We start from the raw sequence: 16,025 nt of genomic DNA, 5'->3' as shown, positions 1-16,025 counted from the left end.
CGTCACGCAAAAGCGACGGCCGGCCCGGCAATTACGAACGCAGTTTCGCGTCGTGGCCCTGCTTGGCGGCGTCGATCAGGACAGCCATCAGGCCATCGACGACATCGTCTTGCAGGGTGTTTTGAGTATCTTGCAAGCTAATCCGGAAAGCAAGGCTTTTTTCATCCGCTTCCAGACCTTTTCCACGATATTCATCAAATAAAACAATGGCTTGCACGATACGTGCTGCCGGGCTTGCCTTGGCGGCGGCCTGGAAGCTGTCGAGCAGATCCTGCGCGCCCACCGATTGCTTGACGACCACGGCCAGATCGCGGCTGGCGCCAGGGAATTTCGAGATTTCCTGGTACACGGGCACGACGCGCTGCGTCAGCGCATCCGCATCGACTTCGAACAGCACGGGCGCCAGCGGCAAGTCGTATTTTTGCATCCAGCGCGGGTGCAATTCGCCGATGAAACCGATGACCTTGCCATCGAGTTCCACGTTGGCCGAACGGCCCGGATGCAGGGCCGGATGCTCGGCCTTGGTGAAACGCAAGACCAGCGGCGCGAACAGCGCTTCCAGGTCCGCCTTCACGTCGAAGAAGTCGACGGTGCGCGATGGCTGGCCCCACTGCTCGTCGGCCACGGCGCCATACGCCATGGCGGCCACGCGCTTCGGCTGCGCATAGCCGGCCACCGACAGGGGACCGTTTTCCACGCTGTCGTCGCGCTGGTAGATGGCGCCCACTTCGAAGATGCGCACGCGGTTCGTCTTGCGGTTCAGGTTATAGCGCACATTGGCGATCAGGCTGCCGATCAGCGAGGAGCGCATCACGCTCATCTGGCTGGCGATCGGGTTCTGCAATTTGATCGGGTTCGTATTGCCCGAGAAATCGCGTTCCCATGCCGTATCGACAAAGCTCATATTAACCACTTCCTGGAAGCCCAGGTCGGCCAGCTCATGACGCACCGCAAACAGGGAGCGGGTATTTTCTGGTGCAATCTGCATCACGTTCGCGGCCACGGGCGGCAGGGTCGGGATGTTTTCGAAACCGTACACGCGCGCCACTTCCTCGATCAGGTCTTCCTCGATCTCGATGTCGAAACGGTAGCTGGGCGAGGTCACGGAAAACACGCCGTCGGCCAGGGTGAATGGCAGGGCCAGGCGCGTGAAGATATCGGCGATCAGCTCATCGTTGAGCGGCACGCCGATGACTTTTTGCGCGCGCGCCGTACGCATCGACACGGGTTGGCGCTGCGGCAGGTTCACCACGTGGTCGTCGACGGGGCCGACGGTGGTGGCCGGCGTGCCGCAGATTTCCACGATCAGCGCCGTGATGCGTTCGATGTGCTCGACGGTGGTGGCGAAATCGACGCCGCGCTCGAAGCGGTGCGCCGCATCGGTCGAGAAATTCAAACGGCGTGCGCGGCCTTGAATCGCGTTCGGCCACCAGAATGCCGCTTCCAGGTAGATGCTGTCCGTCTCGTCCGACACGGAGCTGGCGTCGCCACCCATGATGCCGGCCAGCGATTCGATTTCCTGGTCATCCGCAATGACGCCGATCCACTCGTCGACGGCGACCGTATTGCCGTTCAACAGCTTGACGGATTCGCCGGCCTTGCCCCAACGTACGTCGAGGCTGCCGTGGATCTTCGCCAGGTCAAACACGTGGCTGGGACGACCCAGTTCCAGCATGACATAGTTGGAAATGTCGACCAGGGCCGACAGCGGACGCTGGCCGCTGCGCTCGAGGCGCTGCTTCATCCAGTCCGGCGTGGCCGCACGGGCGTTCAGGCCGCGGATGACGCGGCCCGTGAAACGACCGCACAGGTCCGGCGCGCTGACTTTCACCGGCAGGATTTCATCACTGCTGACGGGTACGGTGCGGAATTGCGGCGCGTTCAGGGCCACGCCCGTGAGGGCCGACACTTCGCGCGCCACGCCCAGCACGGACAGGCAGTCCGCCTTGTTCGGCGTCAACTTGATGGTGAATTTCAAGTCATTGAGCGCAAAGTAATCGCGGAAGTTCTGGCCGATCGGCGCGTCATCCGGCAATTCCATCAGGCCGGCGTTTTCTTCCGACAATTTCAATTCGCGCGCGGAGCACAGCATGCCTTGCGACTCGACGCCGCGCAGCTGGCCCACCTTGATTTCAAACGGCTTGCCATCGGCGCCAGGCGGCAGCACGGCGCCAGCCATCGCGCACACGACTTTCAAGCCAGGACGCACGTTCGGCGCGCCGCAAACGATGTTGAGCATGGTGCCGGTGCCGACATCGACCTGGCACACATTCAGGCGGTCCGCGTTCGGATGTTTCTCCATCTCCAGGACCAGGCCCACCACCACGTTCGAGAACGGGGGTGCGACCGGATCGACGTCCTCGACTTCGAGACCGGACATGGTCAGCAGATGGGCCAGTTCGTCCGAAGTCATCTTCGGATCGACCATGGTACGGAGCCAGTTTTCGGAAAATTGCATAATCAAGCTTTCAAATGTTCAATACGCGAGCATGCAAGGGCACGCTCCAGCGCATCGAGTGACATGGAATAATGAAACGCCTTAGTTAAACTGCTTGAGGAAGCGCAAATCGCCCTCGTAAAACAGACGCAGGTCGTTGATGCCGTAGCGCAGCATCGTCAAGCGTTCCAGACCGGAGCCGAAAGCAAAACCGATGAATTTCTCGGGATCGAGGCCGAAGTTTTTCACCACGGTCGGGTGCACCTGGCCGGCGCCCGACACTTCCAGCCAGCGGCCTTTCAGCGGGCCCGAGCCGAAGGCGATATCGATCTCGGCCGACGGTTCCGTAAACGGGAAGTACGACGGGCGGAAGCGCACCTGCAGGTCGTCCGTCTCGAAAAAGGCCTTGACGAAGTTCAGGTACACACCCTTCAGGTCGGCAAAGCTGATGTCTTCGGCGATCCACAGGCCTTCGACCTGGTGGAACATCGGCGAATGGGTGGCGTCGCTGTCGACGCGGTAGGTGCGGCCCGGCGCGATGACCTTGATCGGCGGCGTATGCGTGCGCGCATAGCGCACCTGCATCGGGCTCGTGTGCGTGCGCAGCAGCAGCGGCTTGCCGTCGGTATCGTTGCCGTCGATGTAGAACGTGTCTTGCATGGAACGGGCTGGATGATTTTCCGGGCTGTTCAGCGCCGTGAAGTTGGTCCAGTCGTTCTCGATTTCGGGGCCGTCGGCCACGTCGAAACCGATCGAGCGGAAGATTTCCTCGACGCGCTCCCACGTGCGCATCACGGGATGGATGCCGCCGGGCATGCGGCCACGGCCTGGCAGGGTCACGTCGATCGCTTCGGCGTTCAGACGGCCTTGCATCTGGGCATCGGCCAGCGCGTCACGGCGCGCCGTCAGCGCGTCTTCGATCTGCACTTTGACGGCATTGATCAGAGCGCCTTGCGCCTTGCGCGCGTCCGGGTCCAGCTTGCCCAGGCCCTTCATCATTTCAGTAATCTGGCCAGTCTTGCCCAGGTAGCGGGCTTTGGCGTTTTCAAGTGCGGCAGCGTCTGCGGCGGCGATAAAGTCAGCCTGGGCCGAGACGACGAGTTCTTCTAGGGAGTTCATGCGGCATTTCCTGTTTTGGACATCAATTCTGGACTCAGCGATCTAAAGCCCAACAATCAAAAACGGAAACGGGGCATAAGGTGTTAAAACCCCTGCCCCGCTCTTTATTACGTCACCCTACGGATGACGTTGTGCAATGACCGATGCTTACGCAGCGATTTTTGCTTTAACTGCGTTGACAATCGCAGCGAATGCTGGCTTGTCCATCACAGCCATATCGGCCAGGACTTTACGGTCCAGTTCGATATTTGCTTTTTTCAAGCCGTTCATGAATACGCTGTACGTTACGCCATGCTCACGGGAAGCGGCGTTGATACGGGCGATCCACAGGCGGCGGAAAACGCGTTTCTTGTTGCGGCGATCGCGGTAAGCGTATTGGCCAGCGCGCATAACTGCTTGCTTGGCAACACGGTATACACGGCTGCGGCGACCACGGTAGCCTTTAGCTTGAACAAGAATCTTCTTATGACGGGCACGAGCTGTAACCCCACGTTTTACTCTAGGCATAGTAACTCCTTAAATTGAGTGTGAGATTAAGCAGTCGGCATCATGCGCATGACGGATGTGACATCCGATGCGTTGATGTTACGGGTACCGCGCAACTGACGTTTGTTTTTGGTGGTTTTCTTGGTCAGGATGTGGCGTTTGAACGCGTGACCCGACTTGACTGTTCCACCTGGACGCACGCGAAAACGTTTTTTCGCGGAGCTTTTGGTCTTCATTTTAGGCATAGCAATCTGTCCTCTTACGGACAGCTCCATTTATAACAGGATTGCAGGTGGCAGCACGACGCTGCGCTTAGATGCCTGCTTTCACATGTTGTGCAGCGGATGCGAGTCCGCTACAGTTCACGCGGCCCGGACATGACTGGCCGGGCCGCGCAAATTCTGCCTGGAATCTGATGTCGCGCCTATGCTGGCACAAACCACGTCGATCCACAGTAAAACGCTATTGTAGCTTACTTCTTCTTCTTAGGCGAAAGAACCATGATCATTTGGCGGCCTTCCATCTTCGGGAACTGCTCGACCTGGCCGTACGGCTCCAGATCCGCTTTCAGACGTTCCAGCATGCGGAAGCCAATATCCTGATGCGCCATCTCACGGCCGCGGAAACGCAGCGTGATTTTGGTTTTATCGCCATCCTCGAGGAACTTGATGAGATTACGCAACTTGATATTGTAGTCACCATCATCAGTCCCCGGACGGAATTTGACTTCCTTCACGAGGATGATCTTTTGCTTCAATTTGGCTTCGTGAGCTTTCTTTTGCTCCGAATACTTAAATTTGCCGTAGTCCATCAAACGGCAGACCGGTGGCTGCGCGGTAGGCGCAATTTCCACCAGGTCGACGTTTGCCTCTTCCGCCAGGCGGAAGGCTTCAGCCAAACTTACGATACCGAGTGGCTCGTTATCGACCCCGCTTAAACGCATTTCAGGGGCAGTGATTTCGCCATTGATGCGATGTGACTTGTCAGTAGCTATTGTAATTTCCTTTAAAAATCTTGTAAGACGGTCGTGCAGCGAGTTTCCTCGTCAGGCCTTGGTGTCGACTTCATGTTTGAGTCGCTCTATCAGGGCATCGACGGACATGACGCCCAGATCGACATTGCCCCGCGCCCGCACGGCCACTGTATTGGCATCCCGCTCTTTGTCGCCAATTACTAAGATGTAAGGCAATTTTTGTACGGAATGTTCACGTATTTTATAGGTAATCTTCTCGTTACGCAAATCAGCCTGTACGCGCAGCCCCGCTTTGCGCAGTTTTGTTGTTACTTCTTGTACATAATCAGCTTGAGCGTCGGAAATATTCAACACCGACACTTGTACCGGCGACAACCACAACGGCATCGCGCCCGCATAGTGTTCGATCAGGATGCCGATGAAACGTTCCAGCGAACCGACGATCGCGCGGTGCAGCATGATCGGCACCTGGCGCGTGTTGTCCACGGCCACGTATTCGGCACCGAGGCGGCCCGGCATCGACGGGTCGATCTGCACGGTACCTACCTGCCATGCGCGGCCCAGGCTATCCTTCAGATGGTATTCGATCTTCGGACCATAGAAGGCGCCCTCGCCCGGCAACTCCGTCCATTCCACGCCGCAGGCGCGCAGGGCCGAACGCAAGGATTCCTCGGCGAAATCCCACGACTCTTCCGTGCCGATGCGGTTATCGGGACGCAAGGCCAGTTTCACGTCGATATTCGTGAAGCCGAACGCCGTGTACACATCCATCGCCTGCTGGTGGAAAGCCGTCACTTCGCCGGCAATCTGCTCTTCCAGGCAGAAGATGTGGCCATCATCCTGCGTAAAGCCGCGCACGCGCATCATGCCGTGCAAGGCGCCCGACGGCTCGTTGCGGTGGCATTGGCCGAATTCGCCGTAGCGCAAAGGCAGGTCGCGGTAGCTGCGCATGCCATTGTTGAAAATCTGAATATGGCCAGGGCAATTCATCGGCTTCAGCGCGTAGGCGCGGTTTTCCGATTCCGTGATGAACATGTTTTCACGGTAGTTATCCCAGTGGCCGGTCTTTTCCCACAGGCCGCGGTCGAGGATTTGCGGCGCCTTGACTTCCTGATAGCCGTTAACCTGGTAGACATTGCGCATGTATTGCTCAACCTGTTGCCAGATCGACCAGCCTTTCGGGTGCCAGAAGATCAGGCCCGGCGCTTCCTCCTGGAAATGGAAGAAATCGAGCTGCTTGCCCAGCTTGCGGTGGTCGCGCTTTTCCGCCTCTTCCAGGTTGTGCAAATACAGTTCCTGGTCTTCCTTCTTGGCCCAGGCCGTGCCATAGATACGCTGCAGCATCTCGTTTTTCGAGTCGCCGCGCCAGTAGGCGCCGGCCAGCTTCATCAGCTTGAACACTTTCAGCTTGCCCGTCGATGGCACGTGGGGGCCGCGGCACAAGTCCGTGAACTTGCCTTCGGAATACAGCGACACTTCCTGGTCGGCTGGAATCGAGCCGATCAGTTCAGCCTTGTACGCTTCGCCGATGCCCTTGAAGTAGTCGATGGCTTCGTCGCGCGCCACGACCTTGCGCGTGACTTGCTCGTCTTTCTTGGCCAGTTCGGCCATTTTCTTTTCGATCGCCACCAGATCTTCCGGCGTGAACGGGCGCTTGTAGGCGAAATCGTAATAGAAGCCGTTGTCGATCACGGGACCGATGGTCACTTGCGCGTCCGGGAACAATTCCTTGACGGCATATGCCAGCAAGTGGGCCGTCGAGTGGCGGATCACTTCCAGGCCATCGGCATCCTTGTCCGTGACGATCGCCAGTTCCGCGTCCTGCTCGATCAGATAGGAAGTGTCGACCAGCTTGCCGTCGACCTTGCCGGCCAGGGCAGCCTTGGCCAGGCCGGTACCAATATTGGCCGCAACCTGGGCCACGGTGACCGGGCCGTCGAATTGACGGGCGGAACCATCGGGAAGTCGGATTGTAAGCATATTGATCTCCATATCGGCGCTGGCGCCAGGTAAAACTGCAATGAATGGTGTGGACTGAAAAACTGAAAGGAAAACGCAGACGCAAAAAAACGCGGACTAGCCGCGTTTTTCACTTTCTTGAGACAAAGGAAACCCGTTCGACTAGCGTCACTCCCAAAGCTTGGTAGTAGTTCGCGGTGTCATAACCGGTTTTACCTTTCTCTCTAACTGCATTCTGGTGGGCGGTGAGGAATTCGAATCCCCGACCCCTTGGATGTCGACCAAGTATTCTAACCAGCTGAACTAACCGCCCGTAAAACTTTTGTTGATCATTTTATTTCAAATGACCGCTTGCGGCTTGCGCCAGCTTAAAAAACCATCTACTGCCAAATTCTGGTGGGCGGTGAGGAATTCGAATCCCCGACCCCTTGGATGTCGACCAAGTATTCTAACCAGCTGAACTAACCGCCCCGAAGACCAGCATTATAGAGAGGCTTTCCCAGAATGACAAGGGCTGTTTTACAGGAAACTTTAATCTGTTTTTCATTCGCCTCCCGGGCGTCAGCCCCCTTTATATAGGCAAGCAAAAGCATACGGCCCGGCGCGCATGGAATGCCGCTAAAATCGCGGCATGAACTCCACCCTATTAGCCTGGCTGAAAACCCTGAGCCGCATCTGCGGTTTCGAAACGGCCGACTCCTTCCCGCCGGGCCACCCGTATGCGCGCACGCGCTGGAATGCCGCGTACTTCGATATCGCTTCCGACGTGAAGCCCGACGACATGGAACGGCGCCTGTGCGCGGCCATCGCCAACACGCCGAGCGTGTTCGCCTACATCACGAATCCCACGCCGCGCATGCAGCGCGCGCTGCTGGGCGTGATCCACGAGCGGCTGCGGCGCCAGCCCGGCGCGGGCGCCACGGACCTGGTCCTGCTGTTGATCCAGGCCTACGCCAGCGCGCACATCACGGAAGCCGTGCCCGGCTTGCGCAAGCTGATCCAGGACACGCAGCACGAGGAAACGAATCTGCGCGTGCACGCCATCCTGGAATTGCTGGTCGGCACGCCACGGGGACTCGACGTGATCGACATGTAGCGAGCGATTTGCAGTCAGGCGTGATTGGCGGGAACATAGCGCGCCCGCAAGCGCATGAACGGCGTTTCCACCAATAGATACAGGAGCCAGCCCGAGGCGATGCTGAAAGCAATCATCGCCAGCATGGCCGGCACGCCGTCCGGCCCGTAGCCCATATCCTGCAACAGGGGCCGCAGCAGGATGCACAGCTGCTTGTGCAGCAAATAAATCGCATACGACCACAAGGCCAGGCTGGCCGCGCCCGGCACGCGCACCTTGTACAGCACGCTGCCCGGGCTCAAGGCGGCGATCAGCAGCAAGGTGAAACTGGCCGCCAGGGCCGGATAGCCGAACACCGTCACCCAATAGCCATAGTGATCGGTGAGAAACACATAAAACATCAGCGCCGTAGCGGCCATCCCCGCCAGCAGAGTGCGGTTGCCATAGGAAATGAGGCGCGACCAGGCGGCAGGATGGTGGTTCTTCAGCAGCGCCAGCGCCACGCCCGCCACCAGCTCGTCGAAACGGCACCACGAGGCATAGTAGATATACTTGTAATAACCGAGGCCGCCGCGCGGCACTTGCACATACTCATCCCATAAATACGCGCGCACCAGCATGCCGGCAATCAAACTGGCGGCCACGGCCAACCACGCCCACAGCAAGGACCGGCGGCAGGTGGCGACAACCAGGGCCACGGCCGGCAGCAAGACATAGAACTGCTCTTCCACGCACAAGGACCACGCATGCGAAAACGCCGTGCCCGGCGTCAGGTTGATGTTTTGCGTAAAGGTGAGAAATTTCCACAGCGGCAGCAGCGCGCTGTCGCCGCGGAACGCGGGCCACAAATAATACAGTGCCAGCACGGCATAGAAGCTGGGCAAGGTGCGCAGGAAGCGCCGCGCATAAAAGTGCGGCAAGGAAAAACCATGCGCGCTGCGCAGGGCGGCAAAGATCTGGTTACCGATCAGAAAGCCGCTGAGGGCAAAGAACAGGTCCACGCCCGTCCAGCCGATTTCTCCCCAGAAACCAAACGCGCCGCCATCGCTGACGAACAGCAAATAATGGTTCATGAAGACCAGCACGATGGCCAGCGCGCGCAAGGTGTCGAGGCCGGCCAGGCGGGAGGAATGCAGGGAAGTCGACATGAATATCAGCAAGGGAAAACAACGGTGGCGCCGATCATGCCACGCCGCACGCTGCCATGGCCAACTTTTTACAGGCGGCCACGGCGAATCCCGCTAAAATATGCCGACCCCGCTTCCCCTTCCCGCAACAGCATAGGATATGTCCAGCATGAGCAGCGCACTCCACTTCAAGTCCATCAACTACACGGGCCAGGGCAGCGGCCCGCGCCTGATCGTCACGGGCGCCGTGCACGGCAATGAAACCTGCGGCACCAAAGGCATCGAACGCGTGATGGCTGAACTCGACAGCGGCGCCCTCTCCATCGTGGCCGGCAGCGTCACCTTCGTGCCCATCACCAACCCGCTCGCCTACGCCAAGGGCGTGCGCAGCGGCGACCGCAACCTGAACCGCAACCTGTTCCCGAACGACAATCCACAGGATTTCGAAGACCGCATCGCCAATTGGCTGTGCCCCTTGCTGGGCCAGCACGACGTGCTGCTGGACTTGCACTCGTTCAATGCCGACAGCCAGCCTTTCGTGATGGTGGGTCCGCGCAACAACGATGGCCCGCTGCAACCGTTCCAGCACGAGGAACAAGAACGCGCGCTGGCGCGCCGCCTGGGCGTGCGCCGCTTCGTCGATGGCTGGCTGCAAACCTATGGCTCGGGCGTACAACGCCGCATGGGCAGCAGCGACCAGGTGGGCATGGTCTTGCGCTATGGCGTGGGCACCACCGAATACATGCGCTCGACGGGCGGCTACGCCTTGACCCTGGAATGCGGCCAGCACGCGGACCCGGCCGCGCCGGACGTCGCTTACCGCGCCATCAAGAATACGCTGGCCTTCCTCGGTTTCATTGATGCACCACAACCGGAAGCCATCGCCGACGCCGACATGGAAGCGCTGAACATGGTCGTCGTGCACGACAAGCTGCACGCGGACGACCGCTTCATCAAGACCTGGTCCAGCTTTGACAAGGTGAAACAGGGCGACCAGATCGGCGTGCGCGCCGACGGCACGCCGGTGACGGCCGAATTCGACGCCTACATCCTGTTCCCCGACGTCAATGCGGCGGCGAATGCCGAGTGGTATTACCTGGCGCGCGTGGCCAGCAGTTTTTGAATGGTGTACGGCATCCGACAAAGCCGTAGCGAGCGGCAGTGAGGCTCGGCGCGCCCGCTGGCCCGAGAAGCGGCACTGTGCGCATGCACGGGGCCGCCGAGTCAGTGAGCATCGGAGGCCGCAAATCGCGACGCGCAGCAGCCGATGCCTGGCGCGCTAATGCCCGACCGACTTGGAAAACAGATTAATCACCAGCACGCCGGCAATGATCAGCCCCAGGCCGATCAGCGCCGGCGTGTCCAGGCTTTGCTTGAACCAGAACCAGCCGACGGCGGAAATGAGCACGATGCCCACGCCCGACCAGATCGCGTACACGATGCCGGTAGGAATGACCTTCAAGGTCAGCGACAGGCACCAGAAGGCGATGGCATAGCCGACCACGGTGATGATGCTGGGCACGAGTCGGCTGAAACCCTCGGATGCCTTCAACGCGCTGGTGGCGATGACTTCGGCGATGATGGCGATGGCCAGGTAGAAATAGGTCATGGCTAGGCTCATGCGATGGTCCTTTCAAAGATGGCAGATACAACAACGCCCTGCCCGCTCGCCGCCTGTTCGTTCAGGGCGGCGCAACGGCGCAGGGCGCGTCAAAAAACTTACTGCGGGCTCAGCAGCTTCAAGCCGAGGATGCCCGAGACGATCAGCGCGATACAGGCGATGCGCGCGGCGCTGGCCGGCTCGCCCAGCACCATGATGCCGAAAATGGCCGTGCCGACGGTGCCGATGCCCGTCCAGATCGCATACGCCGTACCCAGCGGCAAGGTGCGCAGCGCCAGGCCCAGCATCACCACGCTGCCCACCATGGAGATGGCCGTCAGCACGGATGGCACGAGGCGGGTAAAGCCGGCGCTGTATTTGAGGCCGATGGCCCAGCCGATTTCCAGCAAGCCCGCCAGGACCAAGATTATCCACGCCATACTACCCTCCTGAGGCGGCAGGGTCGTCCCCGCCATGAGCCCCGTCATCGAGCGGGGTCGTCCCCACAGGAGCAAAAGGAAAAGTATACCATCGGGCGGAAACTCTTGCCGGAAGCACACTATCGCTAGTGCCTGCGCTCTAATCGAAAATAGCGAAAAACCATGGCATCGGCAGGATAATGGCAGCACCCACCCACTATCAGGAGCGACGATGCTACTACTGGCCCAGGCCCTCACCGCCATCATTCTGCTGCTGCACGTGTATATCGTGCTGCTCGAAACCGTGCTGTTCGATACACGCGGACGCAAGGTATTTGGTCTCAGCAAGGAAAAAGCGGAGATCGTGCGCCCCGCCATGTCCAACCAGGGCTGCTACAACGGCTTCCTCGTGGCCGCCCTGGCGCTGGGCTTCTTTTACCCGGATGACGCCATCGCCCATGCCTTCACCGTCTTCGGCCTCGCCTGCATCGCCGTGGCGGGCCTATGGGGTGCGGCCACCGTCATGACGCGCATCCTCTACCTTCAGACGGTGCCTGCCGTCATCGCCCTGCTGCTGTTCCACTTCGCCTGATTCCTGCCGGGACGGCCATCCGCGCCGTCCCCCCGCCCGCCACGGGCATACCCCAAATGGGTGATGTTTCCTGAAAACATGCTCGATACAATTCCTTGTAGCAATAAAAAAGATACCACCAGACACGATGGTGGCAAGTCACAGTCCACAGGGGAAATCATGAAAACACATCCATCCATGCTTGCCGTCGCCTTGGCAAGCTGCACACTGCTGTCCGCCTGCGGTGGCGGCGGCGCAGACAGCGGCTCGGGCAGCGGTTCCAGCAACGCCGGCAGCAGTGGCGGCACGTCGGCAAGCTGCCAGTACAGCAACCTGATCAGCGACTCGGAACGCAGCCAGGCCAGCGCCTGCGGCATTCAAGTATCGGGCAACTATGCCCAGGCTGACTCCGGCTACGATAGCGTGATTGCCGCCTGCAAACAGGGACAAAAAACCACGGCCGACAATTACTACAACAGCACCTACAAGAAGATGGTCGACTACGCGCGCTCCGTGAGCAAGGAACTCGGTTGCGGACAAAACAATGGCCCGACCTTGCCCAACAACAGCACGGCAAGCAACTACAATTTCTGTGTCAAAAGCACGTCGGTCAATGGTAAGCTCAGCTATGAAGGCGCTTGCTACGGCCCCGTCAAATCCGGCGAAGGGGGCTGCGGCAGCGGTTACAGCTATGTCAGCCAGTACGCTAGTCTCAGCAGCTGCACCTCCGGCGGCAAAAGCTGGCTGGAAGCGCGCTGAACACGATGGCAGGACGGGGATGGCCGTTGCGGCCGCCTCCGCGCAGCACCCGTTTCCCGTGCATTACCCATCGCTTGCCGCCATGAGGATCGTCAATGACGCCATCGCTCCCCGCCGCCAGCCAGGCGCTGATCACCCTGATTTACGAGGCGGCCATGCGGCATGGCGCCTGGCCGGCATTCCTCGCCGCCTTTGCGCAGCAACTGCAATCGCATGCGGGCTTGATCTGGGCCAATGATTTCAGCAACCGCTCGGTCGACGTGCAGTTGCCGGGCAGCGGCCTGTCCGCCACCTACGGCTTCGAGTCGCAAGCCATGGCCAGCTTTGCCAGCTATTACGGCGCGCGCAATGTCTGGCTGGAAGACGCCAGCCTGCACCGGGAAGGGGCCGTCGTCACCGGCTCCATGCTGTTTCCCGATCACTGCCTGAAAAAGACGGAATACTGGACGGACTGGCTGCGCCCGCAAGACATTTTCTACACGGCGGCGGCCGTCGTCGAGCTGCGCGCCGAGCGCTCGACGAATGTGACCGTCGTGCGCGCCGAAAGGGCGGGCGCGTATGACGCCGCCGAGCTGGCGCTGATCGCCAGCCTGATGCCGCACCTGCAAACGGCCTTCGCCCTGCAGCGCAAGCTGCGCCGCCTGGAAATGCTGTCCCAGAGTTCCACGCAGGTGCTGGAACTGCTGCCGTTCGGCGTGCTGCTGCTCGATGCCTCGTCGCTGCTGCTGTACGCCAACGAACGGGCGCTGGCCATGACGGCCGCGACGCGTTTGCTGCAATTGCGCGAAGGCGCGCCCCTGTATTGCCCGCGCGAAGCGGATAACGGCTCGCTGCGGCGCCTGCTGCACGACGCCGCGCAAACGGGCAGCGCCGCCGCCGGTGGCCCCGGTGGCGTGCTGAACCTGAGCGGCCTGGCCGGCGAAAGGCTGCGCCTGCGCATCACGCCCCTGCCCTCCTGGCACAGCCCGTTTGGCTCGGCCAGCGCGATTGCCGTCTTCCTCAGCGATACCAATGACTTGATCACGTCCCTGGCGGCCACCCTGCGCAATTTCTATGGCATGACCATGGCCGAGGCACGCCTGACGGAAGCGCTGGTCAACGGCTATTCCTTGCAGGAATATGCCGAACGCCAGCAAATTTCCATCCACACGGCGCGCACGCAGATCAAGAGCGCCACCGCCAAGGCCGGCGCCCAGCGCCAGGTGGATCTGGTACGCATCGTGCTCACCGGCCCCGCCGTGCTGCAGCGCACTTCCCAGCCCGCCTGAAGCGGCAAAAACGCGCACCGCCAGCACGCTTTCCATTTATATCGTAATATGACGATATTGGAATTTGAAAAATACGATATAAACATCGCTGAAAGGCGAATTAAACCACCAGGAGTATCAGCATGGACATCGACGCCATCCACAAGGCGCTGGCCAATCCCGTGCGGCGGCAAATCCTGCAATGGCTGAAGGAGCCCGAGCAGTATTTCGGCGAGCAGGAGCATCCGCTCGACTTCGGCATCTGTGCCGGGCTGATCGACCGCCGCGTGGGCCTGTCGCAATCGACGGTCTCGGCACACCTGGCCACCTTGCAAAAGGCTGACCTGATTTCAGTCAGGAAAGTCGGCCAATGGAGTTTTTTCAGCCGCAATGAAGCAACCATCCAGGCCTTTCTCGACCATATGCATCAAGGTTTATAAGCAAGCAACACCCTACACCACCATCCACTCTGACGCCTGACCGGCGACCTCAAGGAAATAACAATCATGGCAACTTTATTCGACCCCATCACCATTGGCAGCCTGCAACTGAAAAACCGCATCATCATGGCGCCGCTCACGCGTTCGCGCGCCGGCAACCCGGGCCGCGTGCCCAACGCCCTCATGGCCGAGTACTACACGCAGCGCGCCACGGCCGGCATGATCATCTCGGAAGCGACGGCCGTCACGCCGCAGGGCGTCGGCTATGCGGATACGCCCGGCATCTGGTCCGATGAACAGGTGGAAGGCTGGAAACATATCACCAAAGCGGTGCATGACGCCGGCGGCCTGATCGTGCTGCAGCTGTGGCATGTGGGCCGCATTTCCGCCCCGATCTTCCTGGACGGCGACCTGCCCGTGGCGCCCAGCGCCGTCAAGCCGGCCGGCCACGTGAGCCTGGTGCGGCCGAAACAGGAATTCGTCACGCCGCGCGCGCTCGGGACGGACGAGATTCCCGGCATCGTGGCCGCCTACCGCCAGGGCGCCGTCAACGCGAAAAAAGCGGGCTTCGACGGCGTGGAAATCCATGGCGCCAACGGTTACCTGCTCGACCAGTTCCTGCAAGACAGCACCAACTTGCGCACCGACAACTATGGCGGCTCGATTGAAAACCGCGCCCGCCTGATGCTGGAAGTGACGGACGCCTGCATCGAAGTATGGGGCGCCGACAGGGTCGGCATGCACCTGGCGCCGCGCCGCGATGCGCACGACATGGGCGACTCCGACCCGCGCGCCACCTTCGGCTATGTGGCGCGCGAACTGGGCAAGCGCGGCATCGCCTTCATCTGCGCGCGCGAAGCGCTCGGCGAAGACCGCCTGGGCCCTTACCTGAAACAGCAATTCGGCGGCGTCTACATTGCCAATGAGAAAATGGACAAGGCCGCCGCCGAAGCCCTGCTGGCGGCCGGCGAAGCCGATGCCGTCGCCTTTGGCCTGTGGTTCATCGCCAACCCGGACTTGCCGATCCGCTTGCACAGCGACGCGCCGCTCAATCCGCTGAACGCGGAAACCCTGTACGCCCCCGATGCTGCCGGCTACACGGATTATCCCGCACTGGCCTGAGTGCGCGGCCTGAATGGCCTGAGCGACTGGCCCGAGTGACTGGCCTGGATGGCCTGAGCACCTGGTCGGGCGGCCCGTCACCACTCGCGGCAGCGCAGGCGCCTCCTGACGGCGGCACCTGCGCGCCCCTGATGGCGGGCGCAACGATACCCACGCAATCATGCGTCACTATCGTAGCGCCCGCCGCCATACGCCAGCGTCGATTCCGCTGTCTGTCGTTATTTCAACATTTCTTGCATGGCATGCGGCTAGCCGCTCAACGCCATCGGCGCCGCGCCGGCCTTGCCGGGCGGCGCGCCTGCACGCTGCTGAAGACGCGGTGTATCACGTCGACCGGCACCGCGTGTTCACGCAGATACGCCGTCGCCACCGTCCTGCCCAAGGTGTGATGAAAGGCAACGCCGCGCTCGACCAGTTCGGCCATCGCCTTGTCCGATCTAACATTGTCCCCATTTACCATATCGATGTTGTTTTTCATGCCACGGCTCCATGTCGGGTGGATCAACACTGCATCACATTTTGACCACATCCCCCGCGGTTAGTGCCCGGCATTCGCCACAAACATGGCTAAAATGGCAGCATCAACAGCCCCGGCACCGCATGGATAGCGGCCTTCGCTGCTTGTCGCCACCGCCAGCCCCGTATAGAATGCCTGCGCAGATTTTTTGCTTCAAGCAACATCACCATCAGC

At 60.5% G+C, this 16,025-nt stretch carries 17 protein-coding genes and 2 tRNA genes; 7 read left to right on the top strand and 12 right to left on the bottom strand.

The genetic code is table 11. The annotated features are described in order from the left end of the window. Nucleotides 1–31 precede the first annotated feature (31 nt). The 8 genes from pheT to O0880_RS08815 form a co-directional block, all read right to left on the bottom strand. A complete protein-coding gene (gene pheT, locus O0880_RS08850) occupies nucleotides 32–2,458 on the bottom strand; it encodes a phenylalanine--tRNA ligase subunit beta (RefSeq protein WP_289886052.1) in 2,427 nt (808 codons plus the stop codon). A gap of 81 nt (nucleotides 2,459–2,539) precedes the next feature. Continuing rightward, the gene (gene pheS / locus O0880_RS08845; RefSeq protein WP_034751917.1) at nucleotides 2,540–3,556 is read right to left on the bottom strand and encodes a phenylalanine--tRNA ligase subunit alpha; all 1,017 of its coding nucleotides are present in this window, start codon (nucleotides 3,554–3,556) and stop codon (nucleotides 2,540–2,542) included. 147 nt (nucleotides 3,557–3,703) lie between these two features. Continuing rightward, nucleotides 3,704–4,063: a 50S ribosomal protein L20 gene (gene rplT / locus O0880_RS08840; protein ID WP_010399214.1), complete on the bottom strand. Its 360-nt coding sequence runs from the start codon at nucleotides 4,061–4,063 to the stop codon at nucleotides 3,704–3,706. A gap of 26 nt (nucleotides 4,064–4,089) precedes the next feature. Then, a complete protein-coding gene (gene rpmI / locus O0880_RS08835; RefSeq protein WP_038493025.1) occupies nucleotides 4,090–4,287 on the bottom strand; it encodes a 50S ribosomal protein L35 in 198 nt (65 codons plus the stop codon). A gap of 227 nt (nucleotides 4,288–4,514) precedes the next feature. Next, complete coding sequence (gene infC / locus O0880_RS08830; protein ID WP_071650129.1) at nucleotides 4,515–5,036, bottom strand: translation initiation factor IF-3; 522 nt, start codon at nucleotides 5,034–5,036, stop codon at nucleotides 4,515–4,517. Nucleotides 5,037–5,087: 51 nt separating this feature from the next. Further along, nucleotides 5,088–6,995, bottom strand: coding sequence for a threonine--tRNA ligase (thrS, locus tag O0880_RS08825; protein ID WP_071326353.1), 1,908 nt, complete (start codon nucleotides 6,993–6,995; stop codon nucleotides 5,088–5,090). A 215-nt stretch (nucleotides 6,996–7,210) separates the two neighbouring features. Next, nucleotides 7,211–7,287 (bottom strand) — tRNA-Val (locus tag O0880_RS08820). Nucleotides 7,288–7,368: 81 nt separating this feature from the next. Further along, nucleotides 7,369–7,445: transfer RNA gene (locus O0880_RS08815), tRNA-Val, on the bottom strand. Nucleotides 7,446–7,605: 160 nt separating this feature from the next. Here O0880_RS08815 and O0880_RS08810 point away from each other — a divergent pair. Continuing rightward, entirely contained in the window at nucleotides 7,606–8,070 is a 465-nt protein-coding gene (locus O0880_RS08810; protein ID WP_071323078.1) for a hypothetical protein, read from the top strand. A gap of 14 nt (nucleotides 8,071–8,084) precedes the next feature. Here O0880_RS08810 and O0880_RS08805 read toward each other — a convergent pair whose 3' ends face one another. Next, a complete protein-coding gene (locus O0880_RS08805; protein WP_289886049.1) occupies nucleotides 8,085–9,197 on the bottom strand; it encodes an acyltransferase in 1,113 nt (370 codons plus the stop codon). Between the two features lie 148 nt (nucleotides 9,198–9,345). On the opposite strand from O0880_RS08805, the gene O0880_RS08800 reads away from it, so the two are divergent. Next, on the top strand, nucleotides 9,346–10,299 hold the full coding sequence (locus O0880_RS08800; protein WP_289886047.1) for a succinylglutamate desuccinylase/aspartoacylase family protein: 954 nt from the start codon (nucleotides 9,346–9,348) through the stop codon (nucleotides 10,297–10,299). Nucleotides 10,300–10,455: 156 nt separating this feature from the next. Here the strand turns inward: O0880_RS08800 and O0880_RS08795 are convergent, their stop codons facing one another. Continuing rightward, nucleotides 10,456–10,785, bottom strand: coding sequence for an SMR family transporter (locus tag O0880_RS08795; RefSeq protein WP_071323076.1), 330 nt, complete (start codon nucleotides 10,783–10,785; stop codon nucleotides 10,456–10,458). 110 nt (nucleotides 10,786–10,895) lie between these two features. After that, the gene (gene sugE, locus O0880_RS08790; protein ID WP_071323075.1) at nucleotides 10,896–11,216 is read right to left on the bottom strand and encodes a quaternary ammonium compound efflux SMR transporter SugE; all 321 of its coding nucleotides are present in this window, start codon (nucleotides 11,214–11,216) and stop codon (nucleotides 10,896–10,898) included. 211 nt (nucleotides 11,217–11,427) lie between these two features. Here sugE and O0880_RS08785 point away from each other — a divergent pair, with 211 nt between their 5' ends. The 5 genes from O0880_RS08785 (at nucleotide 11,428) to O0880_RS08765 (ending at nucleotide 15,334) form a co-directional block, all read left to right on the top strand. Further along, nucleotides 11,428–11,787, top strand: a complete 360-nt coding sequence (locus tag O0880_RS08785) for a DUF1304 domain-containing protein (RefSeq protein WP_071323074.1) — start codon at nucleotides 11,428–11,430, stop codon at nucleotides 11,785–11,787. 159 nt (nucleotides 11,788–11,946) lie between these two features. Next, a complete protein-coding gene (locus O0880_RS08780; RefSeq protein WP_289886046.1) occupies nucleotides 11,947–12,525 on the top strand; it encodes a hypothetical protein in 579 nt (192 codons plus the stop codon). Between the two features lie 95 nt (nucleotides 12,526–12,620). Next, on the top strand, nucleotides 12,621–13,793 hold the full coding sequence (locus O0880_RS08775; RefSeq protein WP_289886045.1) for a helix-turn-helix transcriptional regulator: 1,173 nt from the start codon (nucleotides 12,621–12,623) through the stop codon (nucleotides 13,791–13,793). A 122-nt stretch (nucleotides 13,794–13,915) separates the two neighbouring features. Further along, a complete protein-coding gene (locus O0880_RS08770; RefSeq protein WP_269466320.1) occupies nucleotides 13,916–14,212 on the top strand; it encodes a metalloregulator ArsR/SmtB family transcription factor in 297 nt (98 codons plus the stop codon). Nucleotides 14,213–14,278: 66 nt separating this feature from the next. After that, entirely contained in the window at nucleotides 14,279–15,334 is a 1,056-nt protein-coding gene (locus O0880_RS08765) for an alkene reductase (RefSeq protein ID WP_289886044.1), read from the top strand. A 256-nt stretch (nucleotides 15,335–15,590) separates the two neighbouring features. On the opposite strand, the gene O0880_RS08760 is transcribed toward O0880_RS08765, so the two are convergent. Next, entirely contained in the window at nucleotides 15,591–15,812 is a 222-nt protein-coding gene (locus O0880_RS08760) for a hypothetical protein (protein WP_071323069.1), read from the bottom strand. Between the last annotated feature and the right edge of the window lie 213 nt (nucleotides 15,813–16,025).

Origin of the sequence: Janthinobacterium sp. SUN118, from assembly GCF_030397695.1 — a bacterium.
Classification (GTDB): Bacteria; Pseudomonadota; Gammaproteobacteria; order Burkholderiales; family Burkholderiaceae_D; genus Janthinobacterium.
This window is presented reverse-complemented; position numbering and strand designations above follow the sequence as displayed.